Source organism: Bacteroides sp. ET225, assembly GCF_024733745.1.
GTDB classification, from domain to species: Bacteria; Bacteroidota; Bacteroidia; order Bacteroidales; family Bacteroidaceae; genus Phocaeicola; species Phocaeicola excrementipullorum.
In genome coordinates, this window is the sequence record NZ_JANRHN010000008.1 from 1 (window position 1) to 14,899 (window position 14,899).

The 14,899-nt window shown below is 50.1% G+C and carries 10 protein-coding genes; 4 read left to right on the top strand and 6 right to left on the bottom strand.

Annotated features, from left to right (window positions below; translation table 11 throughout):
• Positions 1 to 208 precede the first annotated feature (208 nt).
• Complete coding sequence (locus NW212_RS05395) at positions 209 to 568, top strand: hypothetical protein (RefSeq protein ID WP_258337625.1); 360 nt, start codon at positions 209 to 211, stop codon at positions 566 to 568.
• 124 nt (positions 569 to 692) lie between these two features.
• Here NW212_RS05395 and NW212_RS05400 read toward each other — a convergent pair whose 3' ends face one another.
• The 6 genes from NW212_RS05400 to NW212_RS05425 form a co-directional block, all read right to left on the bottom strand.
• Positions 693 to 1,220 carry a hypothetical protein gene (locus NW212_RS05400; RefSeq protein ID WP_258337626.1) on the bottom strand — a complete coding sequence of 176 codons (528 nt, stop codon included), beginning with the start codon at positions 1,218 to 1,220 and terminating at the stop codon, positions 693 to 695.
• A gap of 212 nt (positions 1,221 to 1,432) precedes the next feature.
• Complete coding sequence (locus tag NW212_RS05405) at positions 1,433 to 2,881, bottom strand: ATP-binding cassette domain-containing protein (protein ID WP_258337627.1); 1,449 nt, start codon at positions 2,879 to 2,881, stop codon at positions 1,433 to 1,435.
• Positions 2,882 to 3,004: 123 nt separating this feature from the next.
• Positions 3,005 to 5,002 (bottom strand): type I pullulanase, encoded by a 1,998-nt coding sequence (pulA, locus tag NW212_RS05410; RefSeq protein ID WP_258337628.1) that lies wholly within the window; start codon positions 5,000 to 5,002, stop codon positions 3,005 to 3,007.
• Between the two features lie 8 nt (positions 5,003 to 5,010).
• Entirely contained in the window at positions 5,011 to 5,580 is a 570-nt protein-coding gene (gene ruvC / locus NW212_RS05415) for a crossover junction endodeoxyribonuclease RuvC (protein ID WP_258337629.1), read from the bottom strand.
• Positions 5,577 to 5,882, bottom strand: a complete 306-nt coding sequence (locus NW212_RS05420) for a DUF4286 family protein (protein WP_258337630.1) — start codon at positions 5,880 to 5,882, stop codon at positions 5,577 to 5,579. The genes ruvC and NW212_RS05420 overlap by 4 nt, the downstream gene beginning before the upstream one ends.
• Positions 5,883 to 6,026: 144 nt before the next feature.
• Positions 6,027 to 6,407: a hypothetical protein gene (locus NW212_RS05425; protein WP_258337631.1), complete on the bottom strand. Its 381-nt coding sequence runs from the start codon at positions 6,405 to 6,407 to the stop codon at positions 6,027 to 6,029.
• A 370-nt stretch (positions 6,408 to 6,777) separates the two neighbouring features.
• On the opposite strand from NW212_RS05425, the gene NW212_RS05430 reads away from it, so the two are divergent.
• From NW212_RS05430 to NW212_RS05440, 3 genes are all read left to right on the top strand, one after another.
• Positions 6,778 to 8,430: an AMP-binding protein gene (locus NW212_RS05430; RefSeq protein ID WP_258337632.1), complete on the top strand. Its 1,653-nt coding sequence runs from the start codon at positions 6,778 to 6,780 to the stop codon at positions 8,428 to 8,430.
• 258 nt (positions 8,431 to 8,688) lie between these two features.
• Positions 8,689 to 11,934, top strand: a complete 3,246-nt coding sequence (locus NW212_RS05435; RefSeq protein WP_258337633.1) for an exodeoxyribonuclease V subunit beta — start codon at positions 8,689 to 8,691, stop codon at positions 11,932 to 11,934.
• Between the two features lie 6 nt (positions 11,935 to 11,940).
• Positions 11,941 to 14,814, top strand: coding sequence for a PD-(D/E)XK nuclease family protein (locus NW212_RS05440; protein ID WP_258337634.1), 2,874 nt, complete (start codon positions 11,941 to 11,943; stop codon positions 14,812 to 14,814).
• The last annotated feature ends 85 nt before the right edge of the window (positions 14,815 to 14,899 follow it).

Consider the following 14,899-nt stretch of genomic DNA (forward strand, 5'->3'; position numbering starts at 1 on the left):
GTAGAAAAAAACGATATTAAAATAGGAATCTATTAGAAATAAGTCATTTATGAGTATTTCTCAAAGAGTGGGGTAATGACCTGGAAACAGTTGCGATTTCTGCTATATGAGGTGTGTTTCTGTCAAACAACTCTTATTTGATACAAAAGCAGTCCTTTTACAGGATAAACCAAATATAATGCGTATTTTTGTGGAAAAAATAGGGACGATGGAAAATGTATTTCGTGATTATGGCTCTTTTGAGAATAAGAACAATGATAGAATAATCTGCTTTAATGTAAGCAGGACTTATCTTCAATGCGAAAGACCCAATTTATATGAATGTACAAGAAAGTATTGGCGATTATGTGGCAAACGAGCACAAAATGCAGATTTTGCTTTTGCTATATGTTCGGGATATATCATAGGAGTATTTAGACCAACACGTTGGTTTTTGACTAGTTCAAAAGAATACCCAGGACGCTGGGAATTTGAAGGTGAAGAAGTTGAGAACTCTCCCTTTCTAAACATGAACATATCCCATTTGATTGGTAAAAATCAGAATCCTGTTTCATATATTAATATGTAGATATACAACAAACCAATTATCAGTATGGGAATCATTAATATAGCTTAACGGGACACGAATGAAATCGGATATAAATTACTGGAATCAATATATCTGATATTCCTTCTTTGCAGAGATAAAATAATCACCCTATCTCTGATCTGAGCTCTTCCAAATATTTTTTTATATCATCTACAGGACGAAAAGGCTCTATTATATCAAGGTTTGTATTTATTATTGCATATACAAATTCCACATCGTTATCTTCTCCACCAAAACCGTCTGAATCCTCAAAATATCTTCCATCCGGATATATCATCCACGAAATGGCACAAATACCTTTTTTAAAACAATCATATCTATTGACAGCAGCATATCTTATATCCTTGTTTCTGGCATTTTTATATCCATAACGGCACTTCTTTTCTATTGATTTAAAATCAATCTCACTATCGTCCACAAGCATGGTACCGTCTTCAGTCGAAAGTTTCCGGATTTTGCCAGTCTGCGTATTGGCTATAAACAGCTCATGATTACGCCATCCTTCACCCCAAAACATAGCCATGCCATCACCTACATATAATCCACCACGACCTTCTAACTCTGAAAATCCTGATACTTTTACCTCTTCAGCCTCATAATCTACAATGAATTTGATTTCATTCTGTTCCATAATAAAATATGTTTAGATTATTTTTTTCATTTATCAATATTCACACCAGCCCCCTCACTAGAATGTACTTTAAAATGAACATAGCATTCTTTGCAAGTTCACAAGCTGAGCGAATGCTTGCCATATCGTCAGCTGACATCCGACATTCAACAGCCTGCCCATTTTTTGTGGACAGCAATGTTCCATATTGGACCGCGTCGCACAGACCGCTTTCAGTTTCTTTTCAGATAAAGCGCGTTTGTAATGACAGCCGGAAGCTCCTCCTGGTAATGCGTCACCATAATCATAGTCTTGTCCTTTCTTTCACAGAAAGCCTCGATGACATCTTTTACCAGCCTGCGATTCCACATATCCAGCCCGTGGAGAGGCTCATCAAGAATCAGCAGTTCCGGATCCTTCACAAAGGCACGCGCAAGCAGAACCATGCGCTGCTCTCCGCTCGACAATTGGAGGAAATTCCGGTCTTTCAGGTCAGCTATCCCGAAAATATCCATCCACCATTCGCACACGGCACGGTCTTTCTCCTGCATTTTCCTGTACAGCCCGATCGAGTCATGCAGTCCGCTTGCCACTATATCAATTGCAGGCAGATTTTTCAGGTAAGCGCGGTGCATCTCCGGACTCACATAACCGATGTGCTTCTTTATCTCCCAGATACTCTCCCCGCTCCCTCTTTTACGGCCGAACAGAGCGATGTCACAGGCATAGCTTTGGGGATTGTCAGCGCACACCAGACTCAGCAGGGTTGACTTTCCCGAGCCGTTATCTCCGCTCAGCGCCCATTTCTCTCCGCAACGGACGGTCCAGTCCAGATCTTTCAGTATCGTCCTGTCACCATAGCGGATGCTCACCTTGTTCAAGTCCACAATGTGTTCCGCATGATACAGATTCTCGCCATAAGGCAGATTCAGAATCCGTTCCCGCTTTTCTTCCGGAAGAACATGCGCCGGAACCTCCCGACGCTGATGCAGATACTCCTGCAAGGAAATCTTATCACCGCAAGTACGGTCCTCCACAGGAATCACATGCGTGATGAATTCCGGAATATCATCTGTCTTTGAAAGAACCAGTATAACCTGAAGGCGCGTCATCTCCGTCAGCCTGCGCAGCAGCACATGAAGCAAGTCACGGGTCTTCGCATCAAGTCCGATAAAGGGATTGTCCATGATAAGCACCCTCGGACCGCTCAACAGCGTCTTGGTCAGCTGGAACTTCCGCAGTTCTCCGCTCGACAGCAGAATAATATGTTTGTCCAGCATGGCCTCCACCCCGAACAGGTCATACAGCGCATCCTTCAGTTCGCCGTCCGCGCACGCCGGAAGAAGATCGCGGACAATGGGAGTTTCGTCAATATCATGCGTATTCCAGCGCTGCTGGTAATAGTAGGTGGCATCCGAGTCGCCGTATGAATCACGGAAAGTGATGTATTTGACATTGTCACACACCATTTCCGACTCCGAAGGAGAAAAGTCATAAGCCACTTCATTCATCAACAGCGGATAACGCCCCGTGATGGTATCTACCAAAAGACTTTTCCCGCCTCCGTTTGGTCCGACTATGGCTATATGCTCTCCTTTTCCGATGTGCAGATTTATCGGCTTTTTCATCCGATAAACCGGATTGCGCGCCACTCCGTCCGTTATTGATATTATATCTTGCATCTCCGTTTTTCTGTTTTTTAGTCACGTATCAATAAATTACTTGTCTCTCAAAAAAAGGAAGGCACGAAGCTCTTCCTCTGACACAGCTTGCCGTACCTTCCTTTTTTTTCATACAAATTTCCGTTACTGGTGGACAATCATGGCGGTCCGCGGAGCCACAACAAGTTTGTTTCCGTTCAGCACTCCCAGTCCCATCACTGGGTCGATTTTACCGTCACGGCATACTATCCAGTACTTCCCTTCCGGAACGGCGATTTCGGCCGGAGCTGTATCCGCATTCAGCACAACGGTCGTATTCAGCCATGTATCACCTTCCGGTTTTCCGTTGATGCGGAAAGCCACCACATTGTCTGACGGAGTTTCCAAATACTCCAGGCACTTGCCCACAAGGGAAGCAGAACCCAGATGGAAAGCCGGATGCGCCTTTCTGACGGCAATCAGTCCACATGTATAGTCAAACAAGTCACGGTGAGCCGTCTTGTTCCTCCAGTCGATGGCATTGATGCTGTCAGGGCTTGCGTATGAATTTGCGACACCGAACTTGCTCCGCATCACTTCGTCGCCGGCAAAGATGAAAGGAATGCCCTGCGAAGTCATAACAGCCGTCATTCCCAGTTTCAGCAAAGCGTCCTGTTCCTGAACCGACGCACCGGGCATTGTGGCACGGATACGGTCGGTGATGCACATATCGTCATGGCAGCTCATGTAACTGATCATCTGAGCAGGCTCTCCGGCCCAGTTTCTCAGCGGACCGTTCACCGAATCCGTCTGCACCTGCGGATGCACGACACCTCCTGCCAGTCCGAACTTCACGCCTTCAGAAAATCCCCGCTTGCCGATCAGGAAAGCACCTTTGGAATCATCCCCCCAGGCACCGCGCAGGCTGTCGCGGAACTCATCGCTGAACGCCGCTATTCCAGGCATACGGGCAATGTTCTTTTTCAAGGCAATCTGGTCTTCCGGCAGTTGCGGAGCCTTGGCAGCCCAGCCTTCGCCACCTATATAAATGGTAGGATCGATCTTGTCAAGCGCAGCCCGGATCTCTTTCATCGTTTCAATGTCATGGATAGCCATCAGATCGAAGCGGAATCCGTCGATGTGATATTCGTTCACCCAATAGCATACCGACTCAACCATAAAGCGGCGCATCATGGCACGCTCGCTGGCCGTTTCGTTTCCGCAGCCGGAAGCGTCGGCAAACTTCCCGTCTTCCGTATGGCGGTAGAAATACCCCGGAACCGTACGTTCAAAGTTGCTGCCTTCCGCCACGGCCGTATGGTTATAAACCACATCCATGATCACACGGATACCCGCCTGATGCAAAGCCATGACCATCTGCTTGAACTCACGGATGCGCACGTCGGGCTTGTAAGGGTCGGTCGAATAAGAACCTTCCGGCACGTTGTAGTTCTTCGGATCATATCCCCAGTTATACTGAGGTTTGTCGAGCCGCGTTTCGTCGACCGTCGCGAAGTCGAACGAAGGAAGGATCTGCACATGCGTAACCCCCAGCTCCTTCAGGTGGTCGATGCCAGTCTTTTCGCCCAGATAAGTAGAAGTTCCCTTCTCCGTCAGAGCCAGAAACTTTCCGCAGTTCTTGATGCCGGAAACCGTATCCACAGAGAAGTCCCGATGGTGCATTTCATAAATAATCATGTCAGAGAAGCTCTTCATCGGCGGACGCTTGTCGGCATCCCATCCCTGCGGGTCCGTGGTGTCGAGGTCGATAATAGCGGCACGGTCGCCGTTCACTCCAACCGCTTTCGCCATCACTCCCGGCGTATCGCCCAGCCAGGTATCGTTTACCTTCACATTAAAAGTATAGAACTTTCCGTTCAGATCCCCGTCGGCCTTTACCTTCCACATACCGTCAGTTTCCTCTTCCATGGGAAGCATCTGGTAGGCCGATCCTCCGAGGCCTTGTTCATAGAGCATCACCCGCACCTCCTGCGCAGTAGGAGCCCACAGCGCAAAGTGTGTCGACGACGGAGAGTAAACCATTTCTTCCCATTCTCCCTTGTAGGCGGGATAATCCTCATACGAAGAAAAACCGTCTTTCTGCGACTGGCTGCATCCGGCAGCCGTAATGACAGACATCAGAATTACGTGTTTCAGTTTCATTTTACAAATTATTTTTTTATTCGGTTCGGATTTTTCGCTATGAAATCTCTCCAGTTTGAATAAGCTTTGGGCAGGACCGGATTTCCCATCTGAAGATAATGGCAATAGGCAGCCCCGAGCGCGTCGGTCGCATCAAGAAAAGGCCCCATCTCCGACTCCGGAATATGGAGCATGCGTTTCAGCATGTCCGCCACCTGCTCCTTGCTTGCCTGTCCGTTCCCCGTGATTGCCATTTTGATCTTCAGCGGGGCATATTCAGTGACAGGTATGTCGCGGCACAGCGCAGCCACGATAGCCACCCCCTGCGCACGTCCGAGCTTCAGCATCGACTGCACGTTTTTCCCGAAGAAAGGAGCCTCAATGGCAAGCTCGTCGGGCAGATACGAAGTGATGATTCCCTGCACCCGCTCGTAAATATGCTTCAGCTTCAGATAAGGATCCGCGCATTTGCGGAGGTCGATCACTCCAAGCGCCATCACATGCGGCTTGACTCCCGCAATCTTCAGCACGCCGTATCCCATGACATTCGTTCCCGGATCTATGCCCAGTATGATCTTCTCTTTGACGGGCTGTATCACCTGATGACCTCCATCAATGTCGGAAACCCGACCACTTTATCCTTGAATATCTTTTTGATTTCCCCGTTCAGATGTTCTCCTCCGTTCACCAGCCACTTGTGCAGTGCGGCCGAATCCTCCGCCTCCCACTGCAACGAAAAGCATTCGCTGTCCTGTTCCTTGTGGCTCAGTATGCGGAGTATGCGCGGATTCTTCAGAATACCGCTCTTCTCCGCTTCAGGAATATAACATTCGTTCAGCCAGATGACAAAATTGCGCGCGTCATCCATTTCTACATGATAAGTCGTGTTGTAAACCAGCATAATTCCGTTTCTTTTGATTCAATCTTTCTGCAAACATAAGCAAAATATGTGAGAAAACGCAGAAGAAATGCAGATTTGCGCAACGACAATCAGCAACCGAAAAAAATCCGATGCGCTGCATACCGATTACGATACGTCTTTTGCCTATTCTTTGTCTTTGATTTCTTCTAACATATCATTGATGAAACCGTCCGCCTGCTGCATCAGGTCATCAAACTGCTGCTTCAGTTCCTCATGATTGAACTCGGCGGCTTTTTCCGACACTTCTTCCGAGAACTTTTCCAGTTCCTTCCGCTGGTCTTCGGTCATATCCTCCAATACCTTTTTGCCTTTTTCATTGATGCTGCGGTATTCCTCACCCACCCGCTTCCAGTCTTCTTCCGTATAGGAAGATGCATTCTTGAGCGTTTTTTCGGTCAGGCTTTTCATGTCGTTCACATAGTCTTGGGCACTGTAGCCTGCACACGCGGTGAAACACATGCCGGCAAAGCCGATGGCAAAGGCAAGATGAAACAGTTTTTTCATAAACAGAAGTTTTTTGATGTGCGTATATGTACAAAGGTAAATAATTTCTTGAAAACCGGCAGGCATTTTTCTTTATTTTTGCAGCATATACAGAGGCCTATTCTTCGTTTTGCAGCCATTACGCCGCATGTAAAAACGGAGAAGAATGCGGTGGCTGACGGACGGACAACTCACGGCAGAAGCATAGTCGCCGGCACACCGGTTCAGGAGTCCTCCAAAGCAGACAAGCAACGCAGTTCCGCAACGTGCTTTTTTGCAGAAGTGTCCAAAATGTAGCCTGTAATCATTAAAAACGCTAAAAGCAGGGCTTCCTTAAGCAAAGTTTTATTATTTTTGCGCACATTGTAAGAACAAATGTGCAATTTGCAAAATGGAGATTCAAAACAGCTTTATACAATTGGTAGAAGAAAGCATCCGCAAGAACTGGAATTTGGACGCTTTGACAGATTACAAAGGAGCAACGCTGCAATACCGCGACGTTGCCAGAAAGATAGAAAAGATGCATATCCTTTTCGAACATGCCGGAATAAAGAAGGGCGACAAGATTGCCTTGTGCGGACGGAACAGCGCAAACTGGACAGCCGCATTCCTGGGAATCGTCACATACGGAGCTGTGGCTGTGCCTATCCTGCATGAATTCAAGGCAGACAACGTGCACCACATCGTCAACCATTCGGAAGCACGGATGCTGTTTGTGGGCGACCAGGTGTGGGAAAACTTCAACGAGCGTGCCATGCCGAACCTGGAAGGCATCATCGAGCTGAAAAACTACGATCTGGTGGTTTCGCGCTCAAAAAAACTCACCTATGCAAGAGAGCACCTGAACGAAGAGTTCGGAAAGAAATATCCCTGCCGGTTCCGTGCGGAACAGGTTGCCTACCGCCGCGAAGACCCTGAGGAACTGGCCGTAATCAATTACACATCGGGAACCACGGGGTATTCAAAGGGAGTGATGCTCCCCTACCGCAGCATCATTTCAAACATCGTGCACATCGACTCGAAAGTCGGGCTGAAGCCGGGCGACCGGATCGTATCGATGCTTCCGCTGGGACATATTTTCGGACTGGTATTCGACTTCCTTTACGGCATTACCGTCGGAGCTCACCTGTGGTTTCTTACACGCATGCCAAGCCCGAAAATCATCGCCGAATCGTTTGCCGTCATCCGTCCCCGCGTCATCGCCTGCGTGCCCCTCATCGTTGAAAAAATCTTCAAGAAAAACATTCTTCCGCAGGTCGACAGCAAGCTGGGCAAGCTTCTGCTGCACATCCCGATCGTGAGCGACAAGATCAAGGACCAGATACGCAAACAGGCCATGGAGGTATTTGGAGGGAACTTCATCGAGATCGTCATCGGAGGAGCTCCGTTCAACGCTGAGGTGGAAGCCTTTCTGAGGAAAATAAACTTCCCGTACACCATCGCCTACGGAATGACGGAATGCGCTCCGCTTATCTGCCACAGCCGCTGGGACGAGATCCTTTATATGTCATGCGGAAAAACCGTTTCAAACATGGAAACGAAAGTCGACTCGCCCGATCCGGAAAACATTCCGGGCGAACTGCTGTGCCGGGGCATGAATGTCATGCTGGGATACTACAAGAACCAGGAGGCGACCGGACAGACCATCGACAAGGACGGATGGCTCCACACCGGGGACATGGCCGTAAAGGATGCGGACGGAAACATATTCATCAAAGGACGCTGCAAGAATATGCTGCTCACAGCCTCCGGACAGAATATCTATCCGGAAGAGATAGAGGCAAGGCTCAACAACATGCCTTTCGTAAACGAATCGCTGGTAATACTGAAAGACAACAAGCTCGTGGCACTCGTATATCCGGACAATGAGGAGGCTTTCGCCCAGAACCTGACCAAAAAGCAACTGGAAGATGCCATCGAGCAGAACCGTGTCGAACTCAACAAGCTGCTTCCTGCCTACTCGCAGGTCGCACATGTCAAACTCTATCCCGAAGAATTTGAAAAGACAGCGAAGAAGAGCATCAAACGCTTCCTGTATCAATAAGCGCGGACGTGTCAAAACAGAATCTGGCTGCCAGAAACGATGCCGCCCCGAGCGTTAGCGAAAGATTTCGAAGGCATCCGCGCGGATGCGGGACAGACTTCGCCGAACGTTGTGTCTTCCTTCCTGCGGTTGTCCTTCAGATGACAAGAACGGAAGCTGACTCTTTTTTTGACATACCCGCAACCTCACATAAATGTCATACTCCCCCTCAAAAGCCTTCCCTCCGGGGGAGGACTGACGGGGCTTAAACCTTAACCTATGTCACATTCTAACCCGGAACTTCTGGTCTATAAGGCTTCCGCCGGTTCGGGAAAGACCTTCACGCTGGCAGTCAATTACATCTGCCAACTGATTGAAGACCCCACTGCCTACCGGAGGATTCTTGCCGTAACGTTCACGAACAAGGCTACAGCCGAAATGAAGGAGCGAATCCTGGAACAGCTTGACGGAATCGCCGAACGTTGTCCGGACTCGGACGGATACCTGAAGGAAATACAGAAACGTACAGGCAAGGCGGAAAACGAGATACGCCGGTCGGCAGGCAAGGCACTGACCAACATCATCCACGACTACAGCCGTTTCCGGATCGAAACCATCGACTCGTTCTTCCAGTCCGTTCTGAGAAACCTAGCCCGCGAACTCAATCTGGGCGCAGGGCTTTCGATCGAACTGAACAACAAGGAGGTGCTGAGCGATGCCGTAGACATCCTGATTGAAAAGCTGGACCGGAACTCTCCCGTACTGTACTGGCTGATCGAGTACATCGAAGAAAAAATAGAAAACGACAAACGCTGGAACGTTTCGGAAGAAATAAAAAGTTTCGGCTGGAACATCTTTGACGAAAGCTATATCGAAAAGGGAGAGAAACTGAGGGAGAAGCTTGCCGATCCCCACTTCCTCCCGAACTACAAGAAAGAGCTTGAAAATATCCAGGCAAAGATACTGAAACAGATGAAGGACTTCAGCGAAAAGTATCTTTCAGCCCTCAGCGCGAACGGACTTGACCCGGCCGACCTGATAAAGAAAAGCAGCGGAATAAGCGGCTATTTCCGGAAGCTGGGCGACGGAAAGCTGGGCGACGACATTTGCAACGCGACGGTAAGAAACTGTCTGGAGGATGCAGGCAACTGGGCTTCGAAGACATCTCCCAAGCGTGACATCATCCGCCAACTGGCTGCATCCTCCCTTCTCCCGCTCTTGCAGGAAGCCGAGAAAGTGCGTCCGAAAAACAACATGATTCTCAATTCGTGCAAGCTCTCGCTGAGATATCTCAACAACCTGAGGCTGCTGGCAAACATCTACGACGAAATCAACCTGCTGAACCGGGAACACAACCGTTTCCTGCTCTCGGAGACCAACGCCCTGCTCCATAATCTGATGGCTAAAGGCGACGCTTCGTTCATTTACGAGAAAATCGGCACAACCGTTGATACCGTTATGATTGACGAGTTTCAGGACACTTCGCGCATGCAGTGGGAGAATTTCCACCTCCTGCTCGAAGAAAGCCTCGCACAAAAAGAAGGCAGCCTGATTGTAGGCGACATCAAACAGAGCATTTACCGCTGGCGGAACGGCGACTGGAGGATTCTCGCCAACATAAAGAAAGACCCTGCCTTCAGGACAAGGGAATGCACGCTGGACACAAACTGGAGAAGCGAAACCAACATCATCCGGTTCAACAACGGAATTTTCAAGGCCGCATCGCTCGTCCTTGACGAAAGGTACCGCGAAGAAACCGGAAACCACTGCACGGATCTGACCGAAGCCTACGCGGATGTGGAACAGAAAACGCCGAAGAAGGACAACAGAGGATACGTGAAGCTTGCTTTCCTGCCCAACAGCAAGGAGCATCCGTATGCGGAATCAATGCTTGAACAGCTGGCCGCCGAGGTGGAACGTCTGGTCGGACAAGGCATAGTTGCCAGCGACATCGCCATCCTGGTCCGGAAGAACAAGGCGATCCCCGAAATAGCCGGCTACTTCGAGCAGCACACGTCCCACCGGATCGTGTCTGACGAAGCTTTCAGGCTGGACGCTTCGCCGGCCGCAAACATGCTGGTCGACGGGCTACGGCTCTTTGCTTTTCCCGACGACTCCATATCGCTTGCACGCCTGGCCGCAACGTACCAGCAGGAAATCCTGCACAAGGACACCGCCTTGAACACGATACTGCTTGAAGGGGCGGAAAAATACCTTCCCGCAGAACTCCTCCTGCGGAAAGACACACTTATGTTCATGCCGCTTTATGAACTGCTCGAAACGCTGGCATCGATCTTCAATATCCGCGAAATCAAAGGACAGGACGCTTATCTCTGCGCATTTTACGATGCGGTGACGCTGTATGTCCAGGACAATTCATCGGACATAGCTGCTTTCATTGCCTACTGGGAAGAGGTGCTGCACGAAAAGACCATCCCTTCCGGAGAAATTGACGGCATCCGCATCCTGTCGATCCACAAGTCGAAAGGGCTGGAATACCATACCGTGCTGATTCCTTTCTGCGACTGGAAAATGGAAAATGAAACGAACAGCCACCTGGTATGGTGCTCGCTCGATGCGGACAACCCTGACTTCGCGCCTTTCAACGAACTGGATCTGGCTCCCATCAACTATTCAAAAGACATGGCCCAGTCGGTTTACCACGACTGTTACCAGACAGAGCACCTGCAGTTATGGGTCGACAACCTGAACTTGCTCTACGTGGCATTCACACGTGCCTGCAAGAATCTGATCGTGCTCGGCAAGCAGAAGCAGGCCAACTCGGTGTCCGAACTGCTGCGTGAAGCGGTAGAAAAGCTGGATTTCATGCAGACACCGGAGCCCGACCCTTCCGGTGAATGTCCGGAAGAAGGCGACACATGCGAAACATATGAGTTCGGTTCTCTCTGCACTGAGCAGGAAGGCAGAAAGCAGTCGGCAAACCGGCTGAAAGCCAAACCGGAAACCATCTCCATGCGGGTAGAGAGCCTTACACCGGAAATCGAATTCAAGCAATCAAACAAATCGGCAGAGTTCATCCGGGGGGACGAAGACGACAAGGCGCACTATATCCAGCAGGGGCAGCTGCTCCACAGCGTTTTTGCCTCCATCAGGCGGAAAAGCGACCTGGAACAGGCCATCGGCAACCTCCGCTTCAACGGTATCTTTGAAACGGAAGAGCAGGAACGCAGAACCAGGGAAATAGCGGAAAAAGCACTGGAAAACCCGGTCGTTGCCGACTGGTTCGACGGCGGATGGGAGCTGTACAATGAATGCAGCATCATTTTCAGGGACGAGGAAGGCGGATTGCAGACCCGGAGGCCCGACCGCGTGATGAAGAAAGACGGCCGAGTCGTTGTGGTCGACTTCAAATTCGGGAAAAAACATGACGCATACAGGCAGCAGGTGCGCGAATACATGGAACTCCTGACGAGAATGGGACACAAGCATGTGGAGGGTTATCTGTGGTATGTGCTTGCCGACGAACTGGAAAGAATCAATTGTGACGAACAACACGTAAGCTAAATCATTATGGAAACATTTCTAAAATCAGTGGCGCACGACCTGTTTGAAAAGACCGGAGGCGAATTGAGCCGCACGGCAGTAATCTTCCCGAACAAACGCGCCGGACTGTTTTTCAACGAATACCTCGCCAAAGAATCGGAGCGGCCACTCTGGTCGCCTGCCTACTTGAGCATCAGCGAACTGTTCAGACAGTCGTCGGGCCTTCTCATCGGCGATCCGGTGAAGCTGGTGTGCGACCTCTACAGAACGTACATTGAGGTCACGGGCAGCGACGAGCCGCTTGACAACTTCTATTTCTGGGGCGAAATGATGATAAGCGACTTCGACGACGCCGACAAGAATATGGCAGATACCGATGCGCTTTTCAGCAACCTGAAAGACCTCAACGACATGTCCGAGGGCTTCGACTTCATGGAGGATGAACAGAAAGAGGCAATCAGCCAGTTCTTCCACAACTTCTCCATCAAGAACGATACCGCTCTGAAGAGCCGGTTTACCCTGATGTGGAACTCGCTGGGCAAAATCTACCGGCAATACAAGGAGCGTCTGAAAACGCAGGGAATCGCCTACGAGGGGATGCTCTACCGCGAAGTGGCAGACTCGCTCAGTGTGGAAGAGCTGCCGTATGAAAGATATGTATTCGTCGGATTCAACGTACTGAACAAGGTGGAACACCGCCTGTTCAGCAAACTGCACGATGCAGGCAAGGCCATGTTCTATTGGGACTACGATGTGTTCTACCTCAAGAAGCCGCACGAAGCCGGCGAGTTCATCAGCCGGAACCTGAGAGATTTTCCCTCGGAACTTCCGCCTTCCTGCTTCGACTGGCTGAACCGTGACAAGCAGATCGAATTCATCGAGTCGCCTACGGAAAACGGACAGGCGCGCTACCTGCCGCAATGGATCAGGGAGAACCTTACGGAACCGGAAAAAGAAACAGCCGTGGTGTTGTGCAACGAATCGCTGCTGCAGCCTGTCCTCCATTCGCTCCCCGAAAACATAAGGCACATCAACATTACCATGGGATTTCCGCTCTCGCAGACTCCGGCATACAGTTTCGTGAAAGCGTTTGTCGAACTGCACACCGAAGGGTATGATGCCAAAGCGGGGCATTTCCTCTTCGCGCCGGTCGTATCTCTGCTGAAACACCCTTACATGCAGAAGATCTCACCCCATACCGCCAATGTGGAAAGCGAACTGGTAAAAGGCAACCGCTTCTATCCCCTGCCCTCGGAACTGTCGAAGGACGGTGTGCTTGAAGAGGCGTTCTCGCCATGCGCCGGCAACCTGTCACTGTGCGAAAGACTGTCTTCGCTGCTGAAACAGATCGCAACGCTCCACAAGGGGGAAAAGACAGGCGACGCATACGACCAGCTCTATCAGGAAGCGCTGTTCAAGGCATACACCATGACCAACCGCTTCCGCTCGCTCGTTGAAGACAAGGAACTTGACGTCAAGACCGAAACGTTCAGACGCCTGCTGGTCCGTGTCATGTCGGCGGCATCCATACCCTTTCACGGAGAACCGGCCATCGGAATGCAGGTTATGGGAGTTCTCGAAACCCGAAACCTGGATTTCCGCCACCTGATACTGCTGTCGGTCAACGAAGGGCAGCTTCCCCAAAGCGGAGGGGAGTCCTCGTTTATCCCCTACAACCTGCGCAAAGCGTTCGGCCTGACAACCGTCGACCACAAGATTGCCGTATATGCCTATTATTTCTACCGCATGATCCAACGGGCGGATAAGGTCACGCTGATGTACAACACCGCTACCGACGGAATCAACCGCGGAGAGATGTCGCGCTTCATGAGACAGCTGCTGATAGAATGGAGGCACAAGGTCGGCAGGAAGCTGCTGGCGGCAGAACAGATACCGGATGCATCGCGTCTCCTCGTCATAGAGAAGACCCCGGAAATCATGGAAAGAATGGCAGATGTCTTCGACACAAGACGCAACAAACATGCACTCATGTCACCGACAGCGCTCAACACCTACCTCGACTGCCCTCTCAAGTTTTATTATAAGTACGTAGCCCGTCTGGCAGCTCCCGATGATGTGAGCGCAGACATCGATCCGGCCAAATTCGGAAGCATCTTCCATCATGCCGCCGAACATATCTACAAAGACATGAGCGGAAGACAGCAGACAGTGAGCAGGGAAATGATTGAAAAGCTGCTGAAAGACACTGTCCGGCTGCGCCGGTATGTAGACAACGGATTCAAGGAACTGTTCTTCAAGCCTGAGGGCGACCCATCTGCACAGGCTCCGCAGCTTCCCGAATACAACGGAACGCAACTGATCAACTCGGAGGTTATCTACCGCTACATAAGGCAACTGCTCCGGCTGGACAAGGAATATACGCCTTTCACCTTCCTCGACTCGGAAGTAAAGGTCAGAGAATACATCACAGTCAGAACGCCGCAAGGAGAAATCAGGTCGTGCATAGGAGGCACAATCGACCGGACAGACTGCAAGGACAACATGCTCCGGATCGTTGACTACAAGACGGGAGGCGAACCGGAAGCTCCGGAAAGCGTGGAGTCGCTCTTCCTGCCGGCCAGAAAACGTCCCCATTACGCATTCCAGACATTTCTGTATGCGGCGATCATGAACAGAAAGATGCGCGACGAAAACAGCGGCAGAACCGTGGCTCCAGCCCTGCTTTATATCCACCGCGCAGCCTCGGCCTCCTACTCGCCTGTGATAAAGCTAGGCAAGCCACAAGTGGAGGTTTCGGATTTCAGCATTTACGAAGGCGAGTTCAGAGAACGTCTGCAAAGCCTGCTCGAAGCTATTTTCTGCGCTGACATCGCATTCACCCAAACGGAAGTGGAGGACAATTGTCAGTATTGCGACTTCAAAAAGTTATGCAAAAAGTAGCCAAATAGCAAAAGAATGTTAATAAACAGAAGTTTTTACGGATATGCAAAAACTTTTACCGCCGGTCCGCGGTTATACTAGTGTT